Origin of the sequence: Alistipes sp. 56_sp_Nov_56_25, assembly GCF_001915285.1 — a bacterium.
GTDB lineage: Bacteria > Bacteroidota > Bacteroidia > Bacteroidales > Rikenellaceae > Alistipes > Alistipes shahii.
Map to the genome: position 1 here is coordinate 1 of NZ_MNQF01000065.1, position 19,598 is coordinate 19,598.

General features: G+C 51.4%; 17 protein-coding genes, 2 tRNA genes and 1 pseudogene. 10 read left to right on the forward strand and 10 right to left on the reverse strand.

Features of this window, described 5'->3' with window-relative positions; genetic code table 11:
- The 7 genes and pseudogenes from BHV64_RS12025 to BHV64_RS12055 form a co-directional block, all read left to right on the forward strand.
- A pseudogene (locus BHV64_RS12025) lies at positions 1–190 on the forward strand (VapE domain-containing protein); the annotation flags it as partial.
- A gap of 227 nt (positions 191–417) precedes the next feature.
- Complete coding sequence (locus tag BHV64_RS12030) at positions 418–1,428, forward strand: toprim domain-containing protein (RefSeq protein WP_217727920.1); 1,011 nt, start codon at positions 418–420, stop codon at positions 1,426–1,428.
- A 99-nt stretch (positions 1,429–1,527) separates the two neighbouring features.
- Entirely contained in the window at positions 1,528–1,800 is a 273-nt protein-coding gene (locus BHV64_RS12035; RefSeq protein WP_288116101.1) for a plasmid mobilization relaxosome protein MobC, read from the forward strand.
- Positions 1,790–2,866 (forward strand): relaxase/mobilization nuclease domain-containing protein, encoded by a 1,077-nt coding sequence (locus BHV64_RS12040; RefSeq protein ID WP_288116102.1) that lies wholly within the window; start codon positions 1,790–1,792, stop codon positions 2,864–2,866. Before BHV64_RS12035 ends, BHV64_RS12040 begins: the two co-directional genes overlap by 11 nt.
- Positions 2,867–2,884: 18 nt before the next feature.
- On the forward strand, positions 2,885–3,658 hold the full coding sequence (locus BHV64_RS12045; RefSeq protein WP_217727684.1) for a hypothetical protein: 774 nt from the start codon (positions 2,885–2,887) through the stop codon (positions 3,656–3,658).
- A 149-nt stretch (positions 3,659–3,807) separates the two neighbouring features.
- On the forward strand, positions 3,808–4,332 hold the full coding sequence (locus BHV64_RS12050) for a thioredoxin family protein (protein WP_217727683.1): 525 nt from the start codon (positions 3,808–3,810) through the stop codon (positions 4,330–4,332).
- Positions 4,333–4,353: 21 nt separating this feature from the next.
- The gene (locus tag BHV64_RS12055; RefSeq protein WP_083810264.1) at positions 4,354–4,878 is read left to right on the forward strand and encodes a thioredoxin family protein; all 525 of its coding nucleotides are present in this window, start codon (positions 4,354–4,356) and stop codon (positions 4,876–4,878) included.
- A gap of 137 nt (positions 4,879–5,015) precedes the next feature.
- Here the strand turns inward: BHV64_RS12055 and BHV64_RS12060 are convergent, their stop codons facing one another.
- From BHV64_RS12060 to BHV64_RS12105, 10 genes are all read right to left on the reverse strand, one after another.
- Entirely contained in the window at positions 5,016–6,287 is a 1,272-nt protein-coding gene (locus tag BHV64_RS12060) for a hypothetical protein (protein ID WP_015548029.1), read from the reverse strand.
- Positions 6,288–6,323: 36 nt separating this feature from the next.
- Positions 6,324–6,548, reverse strand: coding sequence for a hypothetical protein (locus BHV64_RS12065; RefSeq protein ID WP_015548030.1), 225 nt, complete (start codon positions 6,546–6,548; stop codon positions 6,324–6,326).
- A gap of 13 nt (positions 6,549–6,561) precedes the next feature.
- Entirely contained in the window at positions 6,562–7,938 is a 1,377-nt protein-coding gene (locus BHV64_RS12070) for a RagB/SusD family nutrient uptake outer membrane protein (protein WP_217727682.1), read from the reverse strand.
- Positions 7,939–7,968: 30 nt separating this feature from the next.
- Complete coding sequence (locus tag BHV64_RS12075; protein WP_229092136.1) at positions 7,969–11,358, reverse strand: SusC/RagA family TonB-linked outer membrane protein; 3,390 nt, start codon at positions 11,356–11,358, stop codon at positions 7,969–7,971.
- Between the two features lie 12 nt (positions 11,359–11,370).
- The gene (locus BHV64_RS12080) at positions 11,371–13,668 is read right to left on the reverse strand and encodes a S9 family peptidase (RefSeq protein WP_288116103.1); all 2,298 of its coding nucleotides are present in this window, start codon (positions 13,666–13,668) and stop codon (positions 11,371–11,373) included.
- Positions 13,665–15,137 carry a S8 family serine peptidase gene (locus tag BHV64_RS12085; protein ID WP_276770588.1) on the reverse strand — a complete coding sequence of 491 codons (1,473 nt, stop codon included), beginning with the start codon at positions 15,135–15,137 and terminating at the stop codon, positions 13,665–13,667. Before BHV64_RS12085 ends, BHV64_RS12080 begins: the two co-directional genes overlap by 4 nt.
- Positions 15,138–15,465: 328 nt before the next feature.
- Positions 15,466–15,551 (reverse strand) — tRNA-Leu (locus tag BHV64_RS12090).
- Between the two features lie 42 nt (positions 15,552–15,593).
- Positions 15,594–16,499 (reverse strand): tRNA (adenosine(37)-N6)-dimethylallyltransferase MiaA, encoded by a 906-nt coding sequence (gene miaA, locus BHV64_RS12095; RefSeq protein WP_217727517.1) that lies wholly within the window; start codon positions 16,497–16,499, stop codon positions 15,594–15,596.
- Positions 16,489–17,004 carry an IS1096 element passenger TnpR family protein gene (locus tag BHV64_RS12100; protein WP_022062382.1) on the reverse strand — a complete coding sequence of 172 codons (516 nt, stop codon included), beginning with the start codon at positions 17,002–17,004 and terminating at the stop codon, positions 16,489–16,491. The genes miaA and BHV64_RS12100 overlap by 11 nt, the downstream gene beginning before the upstream one ends.
- A 56-nt stretch (positions 17,005–17,060) precedes the next feature.
- Entirely contained in the window at positions 17,061–18,047 is a 987-nt protein-coding gene (locus BHV64_RS12105; protein WP_217727518.1) for an acyl-CoA reductase, read from the reverse strand.
- Between the two features lie 94 nt (positions 18,048–18,141).
- Between BHV64_RS12105 and BHV64_RS12110 the strand changes: the two genes are divergently transcribed.
- The 3 genes from BHV64_RS12110 to BHV64_RS12120 form a co-directional block, all read left to right on the forward strand.
- Entirely contained in the window at positions 18,142–18,744 is a 603-nt protein-coding gene (locus tag BHV64_RS12110; protein ID WP_217727519.1) for a nitroreductase family protein, read from the forward strand.
- Positions 18,745–18,867: 123 nt separating this feature from the next.
- A tRNA-Gly gene (locus tag BHV64_RS12115) sits at positions 18,868–18,940 on the forward strand.
- 179 nt (positions 18,941–19,119) lie between these two features.
- A partial coding sequence (locus BHV64_RS12120; protein ID WP_288116104.1) for a phage integrase SAM-like domain-containing protein occupies positions 19,120–19,598 on the forward strand: 479 nt, incomplete at its 3' end.

A 19,598-nucleotide genomic window follows, 5' to 3' on the forward strand; every position in this document is an offset into this window, starting at 1 on the left:
TATGACCACCGTGGAGATTCTGGACTATCTGCGCAGCTATTCGTCGCTGAACCTCTCCGAGAAACGCATGGGCGAAGCCTTGCGCAAGGCCGGGTTCGAACGACGTTCGAAACGTGTCAACGGAAATCCCATCTACGGCTGGGCCATCGAGAAGATCACACCCAATCCTTTCGTCTCTTACGGACTGTAGTTACTACGCTACTACACACAGCTGCAAAACATTGAAAAAGAACAAGCAGACGTGTAGCAGAATACAAAATACACACCTTACGACATCTTACTACGCCACTACGTCAATTACTACGGTAGTAAGCTGCCATGCACTTCACTACTGCGCATAGCAAATTGTTTATCAAGCGATTACGCAAATGTAGTAGGTAGTAAGGCAATATCGCTAAACTTCGAAAAACAAACATTATGAATGATCTGAAAAATATCAGCATCAGGCAATTCCTCGCACGGCGGGGCATTCTGCCCAAATACGAACGCAACGGCTACGGCATGTATCTTTCCCCTTTGCGTGAAGAGCGTACACCGAGTTTCAAAGTGGACTACGTGCGAAATCTTTGGTACGACTTCGGACTGGGCGAAGGCGGCACATTGCGCACCCTCGTAATGCGGTTGGAGCGGTGCGACAGCCGCGAAGCGGTCCGACGGCTGCAAAACGGTGAAAAAGGAGACACAGGGATTGCTTCTCTTTCACCGGGTATTGGTGAGCCTCTTGGCGTTGGCGGGGTATCGCCGGTCGTGTGTTCGGCCACTGTCCCCACGCTCCGCATCCTCTCCGACGCTTCGCTCCGGCATCCGGCATTGGTCGGTTATCTCGCCTCGCGCGGCATCGTCCCGTCAGTCGCCGCGGCATTCTGCCGCGAGGTCCGCTACGAGGTAAACGGCCGCGCCTTTTTCGCCGTCGGGTTCCGCAACGATGCCGGAGGGTGGGAGCTCCGCTCCGAGCGGTTCAAAGGCGGCTCCTCGCCCAAACATATCACCACCCTCGACAACCGTTCCGACACGGTGATCGCTTTCGAGGGATTTATGGATTTTCTCGCTTATCTTTCGCTGAAACATCCCGAACGACTGCGCATCGACGCCGCGGTTCTGAACTCGGTCGTCAACCTGCCCAAAGCCGTTCCGTTTCTCTCCCGGCATCCGGTGATTCACGCCTTCTTTGACAACGACGAAGCCGGGCGTAAAACGACCTCCGATCTGATCCGTCTTTGCCCCCGCAGCGAGGTAATCGACCAAAGCAGTTTTTACAGCGGGCACAAGGACGTAAACGACTATCTGATCGCCCGCATAAAAGACCGACCTAAGACCACGAAAACTATATCCGATAAGCAAGATCACTCTTGTCGGAATAATCTGCAAGCTCTGAAAGCGGAAAGGGCGGAAATTGAACCACCGTGTCGGAAAGGGGTAAAGATTTAAGGAAGGCAAGGTTGTGTTTTCGTAGACGAAAACTGCGCCTTCCCCGCTGGTCGGCGTAAAATCCCGCTGGTCTGAACAAAAAATGCTTAACCACTTATCATGGAAACACCAAAGAAAACATACAGCAAACAGGGCGGACGCCCGAAAGTCAGTATCGGCCGCATCCGCAAATACGTCGTCAGCACGCGGCTCAGCCCCGAACGGAAACTCCGCTTTTCGGCCCTCTGCCGCGAAGCAGGACAACCGCCTGCCGAAGTCCTGCGCCAGCTGATCGACCGAGGAACGGTAAGAGCACGGATCACCCGCGAACAACTGGATGCGATCGTCACGGCTATCGAAAAACTCCTGAAGCAGATATGCGATGGTCGGTAAGGTAATATCCGCTTCGTCCTTTTCGGGGACGGTGGGTTATGTGATGAAAGAAGAATCCCGGATCTTGGAAGCCGAAGGCATTATGCCTCCGGAAGTGAAGGACATGGTGCAGGACTTCAAAGACCAGACCTTATTGAACCCACGGCTGAAAAACAATGTCGGCCATATCTCCTTGTCTTTCTCACCCAAAGACGCCCCGCGGATGACCGACGCCCTGATGACGCAGATCGCAAAGGAGTATATGCAAAAGATGGGCATCACCGATACGCAGTATCTATTGGTGCGCCATCTCGACCAGCCCCATCCGCACTGCCATCTGGTCTACAACCGGGTCGGGAACAACGGGCAGACCATATCGGACAGGAACATCAAGATCCGCAACGCCAAGGTCTGCCGGGAGCTGACCGAGAAGTACGGATTGTATCTCGCACCGGGAAAGGACGACGTACGGCGGGAGCGGTTGCGCGAACCCGACAAAACCAGATACGAAATCCACGATGCGATCAAAGGCTGTCTGCCCAAGAGCAAAAGTTGGAACGAACTGGAAGGCAAATTAAAGGAACAGGACATCGGCGTCCGTTACAAGTATTGCGGAAATACCGACCGCAAGCAGGGTATCCTCTTCTCGAAAAACGGCTTCGAGTTCTCCGGATCGAAGATCGACAGGGCATTCAGCTTTACGAAACTCGACAACCGGTTCACCCACCTGCAACAGCAGGCGCTGCATCGGGCCGAGCTCTTCGGGAACCTCTCGGCGGCGGCAGGCAATTACCGTTCGGCATTTGCAGGGTTATTCGGCAACATGGGCAGAAGTGGCGGCAGTACGCGCGAAGAGCCACTATCGGTCAACCTTGGAAAGGCCGGGGGTATTCAGCTGCCGCCGGCCAATTCGCCCGGCGGAGTGTCGGCCGAGCAGTTGCAGCGCAAGCCGGGAGAAAGTCCCGAAGAGCATATCGCACGAATCACGGCGCTGCTCAACGCCGCGGCCGAGGCGATGGCAATAGCTGCGATGGAACACCGACGCAGACTCGAAGAACAGAAAAAAAGAGCCAAAATGAAAATATAACCTTAAAACCGGAAAACCATGAACGACGAAAATAAGATGGACCTCTCGATCGAAATGTACGAAGACCTCAAGGAAACGCTTGTCAAAGCCATCAAAAACGCCAAAGCAGGCAGTGTAGGAACCATGGGTCTGGAGAATGCACAGCTGGAACGGATCGAACGGCTGATAGAGGCCGCAGAGCTCTCGCAGGGGCAGATCGCACAGCTGCTCGAACGCCTGCAACGGCATACGGCCTTGCCCGGAGTAAAAACCGAGCAGGAGCGGGAATTTACCGACAGATATAACACGCTGCTGGCGCAATTAGCTGGTAAACTGGGAACAATCAATCAAGATAACCAGCATACGCATACATTGATCGAGCAGGTCGGGCAGGCCGTCGAAGCATTGAAAAGAACCGACGCCCTGCCCGTGCAGGAGCATCGACATACTTATACGCTCGACATCAATTCCTCGAAAACATTTCTAAGGATGTTCGCCATGCTGGGATGTATTTTCCTCCAAGGCGCATTCATTTACCGAATCTCAGAGAATAATCGGCTATTAGCTGCGAACGACCTGAAATACCGCTACGTGAAAATGCGTGGTGAGATCAAGGAAAAGGAGCTTATGGAGTTGGAAACGATATTCAGGGATGAGCAGCACACGGCCATACGCGATACCGTCCGAAACCAAGTCGAGTGGTACGAAGAAGCCGTAAGGCGTCAGGCTGAACGGTTGGAGCAGGCGACTGTTAAGGAGCGGAAAGCGAAAAAACTACTCGACGATGCTGAGATATTGCGACAACAAAATTAAAATAATTCCAGATTCAATAATCTCGATTTCAACAGTAGGTGGGGCGTAAATCAAACTGTGTTAAAGTTTGTATTCGGATCGATTTTGGGTGGCAGGAAAAATATTTTTCCATTCTATTGTATTTTTCATTTTATTTTCATACATTTAGAATGTTAATAAAATTAACGCTTTATGAAAAAAATTATTTCTTTTATTATGGTAATCTCTATTTTTTTTCCTCTTGTAAAATAGAGAAAAATGCCGACTCTCAATTAACGACTACAGAGTCCAACATTGAGCATGTATGTATTCCGTTAACCGACGCACAAATTATTGGGTTGTATAACACATTAACTACTGTACAGACTCGTGCGGTTGTTTTAGTAAGCAGTTTAGAAGAATTTAAGAGCTATTTGAATACTTCTCTGGTTGCTGTCTGTTTTACAGCGACATGGAGTGGACCATGTAAAATGTATAAGCCCATTTATCATAAAGTATCAGAAAAATACACTGCCAGTGTATGTCGTTTCTTGGAAGTTGATGTGGATGAATCTCCAGAACTGGCAGAACTATTCAATGTTGCTAAAATTCCTACAACTATTATAATTAAAAATGGAGAGGTTGTGGCTACCTTTGTGGAAATATTGAGTGAAAAAGCACTAACAGAATTAATAGAAAGCTATAAAGTCAAATAATTATTTTAATTTTTTCAATTTATGAAGAAACTTGTCTTATTGTTAGGGATTATTCTATACCTCGTATCTTGCAAGGTCGAAGAACCGAAATTTGCAAACCAGTCAACATTTTTAGAAGCCGAAACCACTACAATCGAACACGTGTCAATACCATTGACAAATTCGCAATTACTCGAATTATTTCGCAATATGAGTCCTTTGGCACAAACACGAGTAGCCGTATTTAACCTCCTGACCGAGGGTGAAGTTGAATTCTGGTCAACAGAGGGACCTGGGGTATTGGTGATGTATTTTACAGCCCCATGGAATGGTCCATGTAAGAGGTATCGCTTAATATTTGAAAAAGTTGCAAATGATTATACAAATAAAGAATGTCATTTTGGACGTATTGACATCGATCAAGCAGGAGAAGATATTGCAACAAAATACGGTGTAAACACATTACCTACCACTCTAATTATTAAAAATAATAAAATTGTTGCCAAAGCAGTCGGTCTTATAAGAGAAGAAACTTTAAGAGCACTGGTAAATCAATACAAAGCATAAGTAAAATAAATATAACAAGAGACTATCTAACAAGTCCGGTTTAATGATTTCACCCTCGCCAGAACAAGCTCTGACGAGGGTGATTTCAATTTCAGGGACTTATTAGACAGCCCCTTGTTATAACGAAAAAGGCTGACTTATTCAGTCTCTCGCTCGAATGTAAAGGAAATATAAGGATAATATTGAGCGGTCGGTTTATTTTCTTCGTAATACAATTTATCAATCAAAAATGATTTTGAATCAAAATCAATAAAATACATCTCCATTTTATTGGCATCTCCATCCTTAAAACGGACTCCAATATAAGCTTCTGTATCTTGACTCTGCTCTATTGCAGAAAAATAGCGATTTACATTATCCAGAAGGATTAATTGAACCGGAATTTTCCCCGACATGCTGTATAATGTAAATTCGCCACCATTCGAGATACCCGAATTCTCCCGGAAGAAGTTTTTCAAGGTCGATTCAAGCGAGGTCGTAAGACCCTCTTCCGTGAAAATCAACCGGTCCTTTGCATTATATGCGGGTAAAGCAGCCATATCGGCGTCGAACGTAGGTTTGTCGTATTCAGAACTGCTTCCATTCAGATTGGCATACTCCATAGGATCATAATTACCTTCGGCACTCATTTTCCATGTACCTTCCAGTTTGCTGAAATACGATCCGAAAATCGTTACGGTAATCTCGTTATACTGTCCCCGGACGAATCCTTTGTTGTTCTCCAGTCCGGTTTTCAGAACGACCTTGTCTTTTCCGGTTTCCAGCGTGCCGGCTTTAAGGGTAATGGCACCTGAACTTTTACCCTGAGCGACAACCAGTTGTTTAGCCCCCTCGAACGTAAAATTGGTATTCTCGACAGCCGTCGAACCTTCGGCGATCTCAATGGGAATGACGATATCCTGCTCCGCAGTATATTTTGCCCCCGTAGCCGTATAAAGATCCAACTGAACGGAACCGGTCTCACCCATGGTCATGGATTTGACAGAGAAGGAATACATAATTTTACCTTTCACTCCCAGACTGATCTTCGCCGTGGCATTTTTCCCGGGGATAAAGTCAGCCACCGAGCCCAACGTCGCGACGATTTCCTTGGCTTCGTCGTAGTTGTCCAAAGCCGTTACCGTAATCGAAAGCGACTGATTGTTACCTCCCAATATGAATTGTTCGGCCGATACGGAATACTCGGAACCCTTGACAGCCGTACCCGAGAAAGCAACGGGAACGGTGACGGGCGACGCAAGCGATGATAAATCTACACCGCTGACTTGCAGATCCAGTGTTACAGAACCTGTCGAAAGCGCGAGCACCGGCTTCGCAAAAGAAAGCGTAGGCGTCGATTCATCGTTGTCATCCGAACAAGCGCCGAATAACAGCGGCGCCGCGAGCAATGCAAATAAAAATTTTCTCATAACCAAAGTTTTAATTAATAAAGGTTTGTTCAACAGTTATTTCGAACCTTCCAGAAAGGCTTCATATTCATCTTCTTCGCTTGCGATCTGCGCCCAATCCTCATTCCCGAGAAATACACCGTCGGGCATAATGTATTTCGTCAAATAATCCTTAGCCAAAGGCGGCGTCTCATCATAGTTGTCATCACAGCCACTCAGCGACACAACAGCCGCAATCGCTGCGACAAACGCAATCATTCGTCTTTTCATCGTATTGTTCATAATCCTGATTCTTTTATTCCATTTTATCGTACCCCGGATTTTGCTCCAACCCCTCGACCAATTGAATATCGGGAGCGTAAAGCGGGAAAGTATACATCCAGGAATAAGTCGTGTATTTCAGTCCCTGCTTGGCGACCCAGAATTCCGGACATCCGTTACGTTTGAGTTCGTACCAGCGATCTCCTTCAAGGAAAAGTTCCTTGCGGCGTTCGCAATGAATAGCATACAGCAGCGGAGTCAGCGCATTTCCCTTGGCATCGACCTGAATCAAATCGTCGTGATCGACCGGAGGCAGAGTCTGCATCGTGTAGTCCGAGACATCGGCAATGCGCTTTCGTCGCAGTTCGTTCAAAGCAGCAAGGGCCTTTTCGGGTTCTTCGCTATGATAGTAACTCTCAGCTAGAATCAACTGCAATTCAGCGCTTCGCAGGCAGGAAAGCAGGTTCTTAGCCGGCAGTCTTTTGGCATCGATCGACAGCGTGAAACGCACATCTTTTTCCTTTTCGGCGAAAAGATCGTAAAACAGGCGGGAACAAGGTCTGTTTTTCAAATAATTCTTTGAATTCGTCAGCGCTGTAGATTCCGAAGATCCAGCATAAATCTGTGCCTTGAAGATCATGTTGCCACTCTTGGCCATCTGTTCCCCGATCATCGCCTTGTAAGGTTCCGCATCGAGCAACGGATATTTTTCCAATAACTCCGAGGCATACTGAGCTGCCAAACGATACTGCTGTGTCCAGAAATAGAGCCGGGCCAGATAGCCTTTGGCGACATCGGAATTGAAGCGGTAGATCTCATCCTGAATGTCGTATTCGATCGCTTTATTCAAATCCTCTTCGATCCGTTTGACGGTCTGGTTATAAGTACTGCGAGTAGGCTTCGCCTCCATATCAAATTCTGTAACCAACGGTACACCAGGCCCCGGATTATCCGGATTGCAAGCCTGACAGAAGTTGCGCAGCAAATTATAATAGCAGATACCGCGAAGGGCATACGCCGTACCGAGCACGTCCATCCCGAGCCGGCTGCTCCGGTCTTCGAGATAACCGATTATGATGTTGCAATCCCGAATCACCGCATAAAGATTCGTATACAGAGTTTGCTTAGCGGAAAGTTGCTCTCCTATGTAAAGCGAAATATAATTTCCTCCGGGATATTGAGTCAGATTAGCAGCCAGGTTATCGGCATAACACTCCAAATCGGCCATTTCCAATCCGTCGCCCATCACGACCTCCTCTCCGTAATCGATCTCGTCGAGATGCGCATGGAGCAACGCTGAAAATTCCTCGGCTGTTTCGGGGATGGTCTGTCCGTAAGGTTTTATATCCAAATAGCGGTTGCAGGATACGGCTAATAACACGAGTGCAATCACTGTGAATGTCTTTTTCATACTCTCTGTTTTGAAATTACCGTTTCGGAATTAAAATCCGATCGAAAGTCCGATCGAATAGGAGCGGCATTGCGGGTACACCGCACCGGGAGTTTCAGGGTCCAGCCCCGAGTAATTCGTGAACGTCGCCAGATTGTTCATCGTAAACGACACGCTGCAATTTTGCATGTGAAGTTTCTTCACCCACGCGCCGGGAAGGTCGTAAAGCAATGTCAGGGAACTGATTTTCAAATAAGAAACATTCTCCAGCAACAGACAGTTCGTAACTCTTGATTCGGAAGGAAGACTCTGGGCGATAAGATTGCCGTTCTGATCGTAAAGGCGCCCTCCGTATATGTCGATCAGACGCGGATAACCGTCCGTAACAGGATTATCCGGAGTCCAGCGATAGGTTACATCACGCACGACATTGAGATGGTTGACATAAAGGTCGTATTTGGAGTTGGGAATGGGCTCCTTATCCACACCGGTCATATTCCGGTCACTCACCGAACTGTAGGATGCGGGGGATACGATATCGTTCAGCACTTTGCCGTTCAACGAAAACACACCGTTCATACTGAGCGTAAGCCCCTTGTAACGAACGGACGTATTGAACCCGCCCGTCCAGGGAGCCGTCGATGTACCTACATAGAAAAGATAGTTTTGCATGTTCCGGTAGTCCGCGACTTCGTTTATTTTCGCATCGGGACGCAGTTCGTAATTGTAGAATCCCGTCGATGGATCGATGCCCGTACTCTTGCCCGTGATGATCATCCCCTGGGGATAACCTACATAATACTGACCATAGATACCGCTGTTGGGCGACACGTATTTGGTCAGTTTGTTCATATTGTAAGCCGCATTGGCAGTAAAATTCCACGCAAAATCCTTATAACGCAGAATCGTCGCCCCCAAAGTGAACTCGACTCCCCGGTTCACCTGTTCGGATGTATTATATCCCTGCGAAATAAATCCGACTGCCGAATTCACGCGCGAAGAAGTCACGAGATCGTATCCTTTACGGTTGTATGCTTCGACCTGCAATCGCAAACGATCCTTGAAAAATCCGATGTCCAGACCCGCTTTGATATCCCAGGTCTTCTCCCAGCTCAGATGCGGATTCGGGGCATTCGAAATAGTCCCCATCCGGTAGGAATCCGTATCGGAAATTCGAAACGTGTTATCGTATTTCATGATGATTACCGGATAGACCGACTTATTGACACCGCCCGTATAACCTGTGGCCAAACGGAGCGTCATCGAACTGATCACATCCGAGATTTTCCCTTTCATCCACGACTCTTCGTCTATATTCCAAGAAAAACCTGCCGACCAGGTAGCATTGAACTGCTCCTTGCTGCCGAAATTATTCGATCCGTCGGATCTTACCGAGGCATTGAAAACATAGCGGTTGAGCAGGATATAGTCGATCGTACCGTAGAACGAGGCCATAGCGTTTTCCGTAATAGCTTGCCCGGTGGAATTATCGAGGGTCTTCCCGAAACTGACAAGTTTATCGTAATCGATCACCGAATTGTTTCCGCTCGCAGGATAAAGCGGCGTCGAGTGGTTGCCCGTAACGGGGTCGTAGCCGTAACGTTTGGTAAAAATCGTCTTGGCGTAATTCCGGCTGATCTGCGCTCCGGCCAACACATTGAGCCGATGTATTTCGTTGAAAGTATGTCCATAGGCGAAATGTCCCCGTAACATATAATTGGTATTGTATGTCGAAGTCTGATAAATGGAACCATAGATTCGTTTCGAAGTCGTCGTATTGTTTTCGAACGGCCGATCCATCCATGCCGCATAGGTATTCTTTCCATTGATATTCTCCCCGTGATCCGAAATATAGGAGAACGACGCCAGACCCACGAACTTCAGATCCTTGGTGATATTGACCGTCGTATTTCCCGTCAGTGTGAAGTTTCCGCTGGTACTCTTGGCCGAAGTCTCATTGATCTCCCGCATCAGGTTGAATCCGTTTTCGGGAAGCGCTACCGTATAGCTTCCATTGATTTCACTCAAGGAAAAATAAGTCTCGTCAGCCCGATAGGAACCGTCGTCGTTATAAGGGCGTTCATAGGGATTGGCGAAATAGGCGTATTTGAACATATCCACATTGCTCGACGGTGCCTTGGATGTCTGATAGGAGAAATCCGTACTGATACCGAACGATACGACTCTGTTCGGTGTTACATCGATCTTGCCGTTGAAATTGTAACGGTCGTACGAGTTTTTCAACACAATGCCCTGATCGTTACCATATCCCATTGAGAGATAATAGGCCATTTTGGGATTACCTCCCGAAATGGAGAGATAGTGGCTTGTGGAAACTGTCGTCCGGAACAGTTCCTCGAACCAGTCTGTCGTATGGCTGCCCAGTTCCGCAATCCTGGCATCCTGCTCTGCGACGCTCAATCCCTTATATTTGCCGTATCCCGAACGAATCATGCCCACGATACCCACAACCGGATAGTAACTTTTGCCATCCTGAAGATTATTCGCATAACCGGCAGCTGCAAATTCGTCCCATAATTCCTGCTCCCAGGCCAGTTTCTCGCGTGAGTTCATCAAATTGGCAGACCGTACAGGCCGCGTCTGAATGGATACGGTTCCCGAATAGTTGACGTGCGTAGGTCCCGACTTGCCGCGTTTGGTCGTTACCACGATCACACCGCCGGCAGCCTGAGATCCGTAAATTGCGGCAGCGGCAGCGTCCTTCAACACGGAGATCGACTCGATGTCGTTAGGATTGATCCCACCGATGCCCGTAGCAAAAATATTCGAAAAGTCTCCGGAGCGAATCTGCGTGTTGGAAACAGGAGGTGTCGGGACCTCCTTCTGCATCGGTACGCCGTCAATGACCCACAGCGGTTCGGCATTGCCCGTGATGGTGCTCGTTCCGCGAATGCGGATCTTCACGGCTTCGCCCGGACGGCCGGATACGGATTGCACGCTCACTCCGGCCAGTTTGCCCTGCAACAGTTTGTCTACTCCCTCCAAAGGCGAAGTCTTGAGATCTTTTCCTTCAATCACGGCAACCGAACCGGTGCTTTTGCGAATCTCAGTTTTGGCAAAGCCTGTCACGACGACTTGTCCGATGTCCGTGGACTGCTCCTTGAGCGTTATATCATAACCGACCCGATCAGGCTTTATCTTGAGTTCCTGCGGTTCATAACCAATGTATGAGAATCGCAACGTAGCGCCGTCGGCAACTATGATCCGGAACGTACCCTTAATATCAGTATTCACACCGGAATGCGTTCCTACGACAACCACGGACACACCGACAAGCGGTACACCATTCGTATCCTTGACCGTACCCCACACCGGATGTTTGTTCCCCTCGCTCTCAGAAGCAGCGACGGCAGGAAGTATCGTTACAAGTAACAATGACGTAAATACGAATGGTAAAAAATTTCTTAAAGTTTGCTTCATACGCATTATCCATTAGTTGTGTTTGACTATATCGATCTCCTGCTGAGGCAACCCGAGAAGATGTTCCGTAAAATAATAGCGGATCAGATTTACATAATATGAGTTCCCGAGACCATGATCCGCTCCGGGAATGACCGTCATGTCGAAACGCTTGCGGGCCCGGATCAGCGCATCGGCCAGCCGGGCCGTAGATGCCGGATGCACATTGTTGTCCATGTCTCCGGTGATGAGCAGCAGCCGTCCGGCCAGCCGGTCGGCCAATTCGATGTTGGTCGGAATATGACATTCGAAATGCGGTTTCCCGTCTTTCCCCCAGGTCTGCTTTACTCCGTGGAAAGTTTCGCCCCACCACTGGGAGTAAATATTATTGTCATGGTTCCCCGAAGCAGCCACCCCGACCTTGTAAAATTCCGGATGGTTCAGCATGGCGGCGACCGTCATGAAACCGCCTCCGGAATGTCCGTAAATTCCGACTCTTTCAATATCGGCGCAAGGATAGCGGGCTGCAATCTGCCGGATCGCGGCCATGTCGTCGGCCAAAGCATAATCCCGCAGATTCCCGTAGCCGAACGTATGGAAATCGCGTCCGCGCCAGGGGCCGCTGCCGCGGTAGGCGAAATTTATGACGACGAATCCCAGCTGTGCGAGCGATTGATTGTAGTTGTCATCCAAGGTAAAGGCCTGCGGAACCAGATCGACATGGGGGCCGGGATAGACATTGCTGATGATCGGGTATTTCCGCCCGGGTTCCCGGTCGAAAGGAAGGTAGACGATGCCATAGAGCCGGGTCACGGAATCCGCAGCCAGCACTTCGACGACTTCCGGTTCGTGCCATCCGCGGGCATAGAGTTCCGAAAGGTCGCACGGCTCCAGTTCGATACGGCCGCGGCCTTTCATGTCGCAGACCTGATGCCGCGGGGCACGATCCATACGCGACCAAGTGTCCGTCAGGAAACGTCCGTCGGGAGAGAATGCCACCGAATGTTCGCCGTTTCCGGGAGTGAGCAAAACCGGCTCGCCGCCGTTGAATCCGGTTTTGTAATAAAAGCGGTAATGCGGATTGACACCCGGTTCCCGTCCGTAACCCTCGTAGACGATCGTCCGGGCGAGCGTATCGATACGTTCGATCTTTCCGGCGACGTATGCGCCCGAAGTGACGGCCCCTTGCAGGCGTCCGTTTCCATCGTACAGGTAATAATGACCGTATCCCGTTCGCTCCGACCACCAGAGGATATCGCGGCCTTCATTCAGGATATGGAAACAAAATTGCTGGTCATTCTGGGCCGGTTTGCACACCTCGCGGATAATCGGCTCGACACGGTGCGCCGCGAAATCGACCCGGCACAGTTCCACGCTGTCGCACGTCCGGCTGCGACTAACGAGCCAGGCATAACGGTCCGTATGAGCGATCATGCTGAACCGGGGAACTTCGACTTTCTGATCGGGCCAGCGGGCGATGTCGAGTTTCCGAATGCACATGCTGTCGGCATCGACCAGCCAGGCATCGTATTGAACGACATGCTCATCGCCAGGCATGGGAAATTTGTAGCTTTTAGCCTTGGGGCGCGGTCGGGCGAGGTTGTCCACCAGCGTGAGCTCCTCCACCTCGCGCTTGTCTTCGCGCACCAGCAGGTAATAATGGCTTTTCCCCATCCAGCGGCCGATGGCGGAGCTGCGCGCCTCCGGCCCGACGACGTTGTTCCCGCCGGTGGAGAACGAATGATAGCGCTCCCCGTCGTGGGTCAGCCGTACACTGTCGCTTCCATCTCCGCGAAAGAGCATGAGGTCATGACCGACAGCCGTAACATAATACGAGCTGTCGGCGGAGTAGCTGCGCCGATAGTCGCCCCGCGAGAAAAGATTCCCGCGGGAAGCATCCTGCCGGGGCTTTTCGCTCAGTTTGCCATTTCGGCCATCGTAGTGCAGCCGGTGCTTATTGAAATCGAACGTAAAACCGCGGGGATCGGAAGAATCGAATTCAAGGCCGTAGAGCCGTAACTCCTTCGGGGTCGGCATCCGTGATGAATCGGCGTATGCGGCCAACTGCCGCGTCATCGAGAAACTGTCGAACAGCGGGCGTTTCCGCCAGGTGCGGATATCGACCAACCAATAACGGCGTGCATCGGCGTCATCCGACGTATAATGGAACCAACGGCACTCCTCGCCGATCCACTGAACCGAAACATATTGGTTACGGATCAATCCACCGAGCGAATCGGACGAAAAGCGGTCGGCCCGCGCCATATAGGATTCCTGAGCACAGAGCGGATAAAGACTCCATACCGTTAAAAATACAAGCAACCGTTTCATCGCTCTCCGAATTTGCTGATTTTCGACGCCTCTTTCATGGCCGCCTGCGCATTGAGAATCCCTCCACCGAGACAGACCTGACGCCCCTGGATCATGCGGGAAGTTTCGGATTTCCCGGGAACAGGCATCTCGTCCGCCGGAAAATGCGTAACGGTACGAATCAGAATTTCCCGTATCTCACGAGCCGAAAGATCGGGATAGAAACTCCGCAAGACCGCTGCGACACCGGAAACTATCGGCGCAGCGATACTCGTTCCCTGCGCCGTATCGTATCCGCCCTCGGGAGCGGTCGATCGTACATTTTCTCCGGGGGCGAGCAGATCCACATTTTCCGCTCCGTAGTTGCTGAAAGAAGCGACCCGTCCGTCGGGCGTCGAGGCCCCCACGACGATCTGGTTTTCCAGACGGCGTCCTTTCGTGTCCCGGCAAGTCGGAAATATCGGACGGACATCGACATTGACGCCGTCGTTGCCGGAGGCCATAACCAGCAATACGTCCTTGCTCCGGGCATATTTCATCGCAGCCAGTACTTCATCCCGGTGAGGCGATAGGTACTTGCCGAAACTCATATTCACCACCTCTGCGCCGTTATCCACCGCATAACGGATTGCCGCAGCTACATCGCGGTCGTATTCATCGCCTTCGGGAATGGCACGGACGGAGAGGATCTTTACCGGGCGCGGCAACTCCCCGGCCGTCGCCGCACACGCCGCAATCACTCCGGCAACCATCGTCCCATGATAGGGATCGTCGCCGATAAGATTGTTTCCGTAACGGAAATTCCGGAAATCGTCCGGGCGATTGCCCAATTTTATATGAGGATCGTCATTCAGGGAATCGAGGCTGGCCACACGTACGGCGGACAAACGATATTCGCTGTCGATCTTTTCCAGCGCTTCGTGCCACGGCATGTCGGGTGTGAACATAACGGGTGTGGAAGCCGCAATCGACAGAGGCAGCGCAAGCCCGGTCGTGTCGGCCAATTCAAGACGCTGAAAATCGGCGACCGTTGTTTCTCGATCACCGTATTTCAGGCGCATCAATGAATCGCAAATGCGGAAAGCATCGGAACGAATACGCTGATATTCGGTAAATTTGATGTAGGTATCGAGCCGGGCGGCCCGTTCCATCTGCTTATAATAGGCATATTCGGCCTTTGCCGAAAGAGTAAGGCGGCTTGTATCAGCGTCCTTGAAGCGAGGCCGAAGCCGTTTGTATTCCCGGAAAGGTTCCGTGCCGGCCCTTCGAAGACTCTCTCCAACAGCATTGCCGAGGAAATTCCAGCCGTGAATGTCGTCTACATAGCCGTTTTTATCGTCATCACGGCCGTTAGCAGCCTGTTCGCGTGGATTGGTCCAGATGAAATCCGCAAGAGCCGTATGCGAAACATCGAACCCGCCGTCGATGACGGCGACGATTATTTCAGATTTTTTTCGGGAGGGGGGGGGGAATTTTACCTCTTGCCGCACAAATCTCTGTCAGACGGACTCCGCATAGCGAATCGGAAGCGGACAAAAACCAAGGGGCATCCGTTTGTGCAGATGACGGTACTGCCGCCAACAGATACACGGCAGAAAATAATACTTTTGAATTCATATTGCAATAGATATCTGACGCGACAAATATAGTGAAAATCTGAATTTATTACATTTTTTATATACCTTAATGTCAAATTCAGTAATACATTAACACTTCGTTCCAAAAAGATAAAATTGTCTGCGGGGAAAATGCGGGGAAAACCCGAAAATTAGAAATCGCTTAACCTGTCATAATCAACAAATTAAGCGATTTTACTTGTACCCGGAGCCGGGGTCGAACCGGCACGGCCATTACTGGCCACAGGATTTTAAGTCCGGCGTGTCTACCGATTCCACCATCCGGGCGCAGTCTTTCGCCGAAAGACGCCGGCAAAAGTACGAAAATATTTACGATTTGCCAAAATCTATGTAATTTATCATCGCCGCATCGTCGTCGGGCCGGAACCAGCGGATTTCCGGATCGCGGCGAAACCAGGTGAGCTGCCGCTTGGCATAGCGGCGCGAATTGCGTTTGATCAGCTCCACGGCCTCGTCATAGCCGATACACCCGTCGAAGTAATCGAAAAACTCGCGGTAGCCGACCGTCTGCAACGCATTCAGTTCCCGGTAGGGGTACAGCGCCCGCGCCTCGGCTTCCAGACCGTCGGCAAGCATCCGGTCCACCCGGCGGTTGATGCGGTCGTAAAGCTCCTCGCGCGGCAGGTCGACGCCGATTTTCACGATTTCGAACGGACGCGCTCGCCGTATGCCGGTACGCTGCCGGGAGTAGGGCATGCCGGTTTGAAGGCATACCTCCAATGCCCGCACGACACGCGCCGGATTGTTGAGGTCGACAATCCGGTAATACTCCGGGTCCAGCTCCCGGAGCTTCTCGGCAAGCGCTCCGAGTCCCTCCTCCGCCAGCCAGCGATCCATCTCCTCGCGCAGCGATTCGTCGGCCTGCGGCAGGTCGTCCATGCCTTCGCACAACGCCCGGACATACAGCCCCGCGCCGCCGACGGCAACGACGTAATCGTGGCCGGCAAAAAGTTTTTCGAGCCGCGCAAGGGCCTGCACCTCGTATTCCCCGCAACTCAAGTAATCCTTTATATCGTGCGAGGCAATAAAATGATGCTCAACCGCTTGAAGCTGATCGAAAGTGGGCTGTGCCGTGCCGATCGGCATCCCCCGGTAAACCTGCCGGGAATCGGTCGAAAGGATCGGAGCGGCGTAATGGCCGGCCAGACGGATGCTCAAATCCGTTTTGCCCGAACCCGTCGGCCCGACGATGACCAGCAGCCGTTTAGTACTCATCGTCGTAATTATCGTCGCCCTCGAAATCGCTGAATTCGCTCATCACTTCGCCGAAAATCGACCCGTCATCGTCCTCCGCGCGCGTTTTCGACGGATCGTATTGGTCGGGAGCAGCGGCCTGCGCATAGATTTCACGCGGATAGGAAGCGCCCTTCTCGGCCTCGAAGGTTCCGGTAAGTTCCAGAAAATAAGCACGGTCGCCGAACATGTCGAAGAGATAGATCAGACGGTCGCGGCGGTTGTGGATGACCTGGCCGAGCGTTACGCTCTCCATCGCCGCGGGAGCGTCCCCGGAGCCGTCGTCCATCTCCACGCTCGTAAATTCGCGCTGCTTCTCCCAGCGGTCGTCGGCCGTGAAGAACGAAGCCATACAAGGCTCGTACTCAAGCGACTGAAGGATGAAATCATGGAAATCGAGCAGCGTCATGTCGTACATCGCCTCATAATCGCGCACGAAATTGTCGTTTTCGTCGCTCAACATCCGGAATCGGAAAACCATCGACATTGCAGTAGTATTTTTAGAATATTGTTTCGTTACGACACCAAATATAACACTTTTTGTCAATCCAACGCCGCAAGCCACGCAAGAACGTCGCGGTCGTCGGGATAATCGGTCAGGGCCGGAGACTGTGCGCAGCCGAAACCGGCGCGGCGGCTGTGGGGGAGACACCCGGTGACGACGCATTGCAGTTCACCGTCATGCCCGGCAAGCCATGCGGCCACTTCGTCCAACGTCGCGTAATGCGCATAGGCGATCCGGCTCAACGCCGCCGGAAAGGCGCATTGCTCGACAGCCACGGCGCATCCCAGATCGACAAACGACCGTCCCTGCATTTCCAGTAAGGCTCGCTGTTGCCTGTAATTGTTTATATATTTATCGTTTACAGACGGTATTTGAAGCGCAGGTTCATATCCTTCCGGCGCGAAAATCAGCGACACGCTGCGACACCCCAGCCCGGAATAGGCCCAGATGTCGTCGGCCAGTCCGGCAAGCTGTTCCGGCGTCTCGTGCCCCGAAAGCACGGCTACCGACTGACGGCTGCCCCGCAGCAGGGAGGGAATGCCGGCGTAATGCGCCCGGAAATAGCGGTTGGCGTTGTCGCTGCCGGTGGCGATCACGGCGTCGACGGGCGACGTTCCGTCGTACAGGCGGACCGGCGCGGAAGGGTCGATTTCGCGCAGCAGCCCCACGACATGTTCCATCAGCACGGAATCCTTGGCGGAGGGCTTCACGAGACAACCGTGGCCGCTCACAAGCACGCACAGCAGGTCGAAAAAACCAACAAGCGGGATATTTCCGGCCATGACGACCAGCACGCGCCGCGGCTCCGCAACCGGAAGGGCAGGGTAGTCCGCCAGCCACGCCTCGAGCTTTTCGCGTTGCAGCATGTCGCAGGCGATCGCGCGCACCGCACGACGGATGTCGGCGGGCGTAAACCAGCCGTTGGCACGGCAGGCGGAGTCAATGACCGCGCGCGTCGCATCGTCATCGCCGAAACCGAGCAGGCGCGCGCCCAATGCGGAAAATGTTTCGATCATGTTTTTCATGGCTACAAAGATACTATTTCACGTTGTAATCCGCACATTTTTCCAAAAGTTGTGCTATTTTTGCGAAAGGGCATACAATAACATGCCAACGACTATGGAGAGAAATTTGAAAGACGCGCTGCAACACCGGCGCAGTTATTATGAACTGACCCCCGAATCCCCGATCGACGACGCAAAGATCGAGGAAATCATTCATTTTGCGATACGACACATCCCGTCGGCCTTCAACTCGCAGTCGACACGGCTGGTGCTCCTGTTGCACGAACAGCACAAAGCGTTCTGGGAGATCGTGAAACGGACCCTGCAAGCCATCATTCCCGCAGAGGCGTTCGTCGCCACGGAGCAGAAGATCGACCGCAGTTTCGCATCGGGATACGGCACGGTGCTCTACTACGAGGATACGACCGTCGTGCGGAAACTGCAGGAACAGTTCCCGACCTATGCGGACAATTTCCCGATCTGGTCGGAGCACACCTCGGCCATGCACCAGCTGGCGGTATGGACGATGCTCGAAGACGCCGGGTTCGGCGCGTCGCTCCAGCATTACAACCCGCTCATCGACAAAGAAGTGCGCGAACAATGGGATCTGCCCGCAGCGTGGCGGCTGATCGCCCAGATGCCGTTCGGAACGCCGGGCGGAGAGCCGCAGGAAAAGAGTTTCAAGCCCTGGGAAGAGCGCATACGGATATTCAAATAGAAGCTCCCGTAGAAGCTCCCGGCGGCAGGCATATCGTAAAAAAAATTGCAGAATACATTGGAAAAATTTGGAGTTTCGAATTTTTTAGTTACCTTTGCACTCGCAATTACGAAACATGCTTTTGCGGAAATAGCTCAGTTGGTAGAGCGCAACCTTGCCAAGGTTGAGGTCGCGGGTCCGAGTCCCGTTTTCCGCTCAAAGGAAACGAGTGATAATCAATGAATTATCGCTCGTTTTTCTTTTTGCGGGTGCGAAATAAAACTCTCCAGAATGCCTTTTTCGCGCCGTTTTCCGAAGAATGTTTTGCCTTTTGTTTAACCATGTTTTACGGCGGTAAAACACCGCTCGCGCTTGTCTGCATAATGTCGCAACATTATGAGTGTCAGCATCAATGCCATTTGCAGAAAAGACCGCATCAATCAAAATCGCACCACGAACATCTACCTGCGTTTTACCGTCAATCGCCGCAGCCGCTATGTAAGCACGGGAATCAATATCCCCGCCGACGATTGGGATTTCGACACCCAAACGCTTAAAACGCAGAATCCCGCCGTTCAGCTACGGATTTACGAGCAAATCGAGAAATACGACAAGCGCGTCAAACGGCTTGAAGCGTTGGAGGTCCCCGTAACGCTGGACAATGTGCTGGAAACCGACGGACGGAGGGTCTATTGCACGATAGCCGAATATTTCCGCCGCACGATTGCACAGTTGGAATCGGTGGGTAAAATCGGCTCGGCATCGAAACACAAGGTCACGTTCTCACTCCTGCAACAGTTCCGCTCGACCAATATCCGTTTCGACGAAATTACGGTCGGCTACCTGCGTGATTTCGAACTGTTCCTAATGAAAAA

What these genes read in the sequence shown, in the direction of transcription:
- BHV64_RS12045 (WP_217727684.1), top strand. Translation starts at nt 2,885, where the DNA reads ATGAACGACGAAAATAAGATGGACCTCTCGATCGAAATGTACGAAGAC.
- BHV64_RS12040 (WP_288116102.1), top strand. Translation starts at nt 1,790, where the DNA reads ATGGTCGGTAAGGTAATATCCGCTTCGTCCTTTTCGGGGACGGTGGGT.
- BHV64_RS12055 (WP_083810264.1), top strand. Translation starts at nt 4,354, where the DNA reads ATGAAGAAACTTGTCTTATTGTTAGGGATTATTCTATACCTCGTATCT.
- BHV64_RS12035 (WP_288116101.1), top strand. Translation starts at nt 1,528, where the DNA reads ATGGAAACACCAAAGAAAACATACAGCAAACAGGGCGGACGCCCGAAA.
- BHV64_RS12070 (WP_217727682.1), bottom strand. Translation starts at nt 7,938, where the DNA reads ATGAAAAAGACATTCACAGTGATTGCACTCGTGTTATTAGCCGTATCC.
- BHV64_RS12080 (WP_288116103.1), bottom strand. Translation starts at nt 13,668, where the DNA reads ATGAAACGGTTGCTTGTATTTTTAACGGTATGGAGTCTTTATCCGCTC.
- BHV64_RS12105 (WP_217727518.1), bottom strand. Translation starts at nt 18,047, where the DNA reads ATGAAAAACATGATCGAAACATTTTCCGCATTGGGCGCGCGCCTGCTC.
- BHV64_RS12110 (WP_217727519.1), top strand. Translation starts at nt 18,142, where the DNA reads ATGGAGAGAAATTTGAAAGACGCGCTGCAACACCGGCGCAGTTATTAT.
- BHV64_RS12065 (WP_015548030.1), bottom strand. Translation starts at nt 6,548, where the DNA reads ATGAACAATACGATGAAAAGACGAATGATTGCGTTTGTCGCAGCGATT.
- BHV64_RS12100 (WP_022062382.1), bottom strand. Translation starts at nt 17,004, where the DNA reads ATGTCGATGGTTTTCCGATTCCGGATGTTGAGCGACGAAAACGACAAT.
- BHV64_RS12075 (WP_229092136.1), bottom strand. Translation starts at nt 11,358, where the DNA reads ATGAAGCAAACTTTAAGAAATTTTTTACCATTCGTATTTACGTCATTG.
- BHV64_RS12030 (WP_217727920.1), top strand. Translation starts at nt 418, where the DNA reads ATGAATGATCTGAAAAATATCAGCATCAGGCAATTCCTCGCACGGCGG.
- BHV64_RS12060 (WP_015548029.1), bottom strand. Translation starts at nt 6,287, where the DNA reads ATGAGAAAATTTTTATTTGCATTGCTCGCGGCGCCGCTGTTATTCGGC.
- BHV64_RS12050 (WP_217727683.1), top strand. Translation starts at nt 3,808, where the DNA reads ATGTTAATAAAATTAACGCTTTATGAAAAAAATTATTTCTTTTATTAT.
- miaA (WP_217727517.1), bottom strand. Translation starts at nt 16,499, where the DNA reads ATGAGTACTAAACGGCTGCTGGTCATCGTCGGGCCGACGGGTTCGGGC.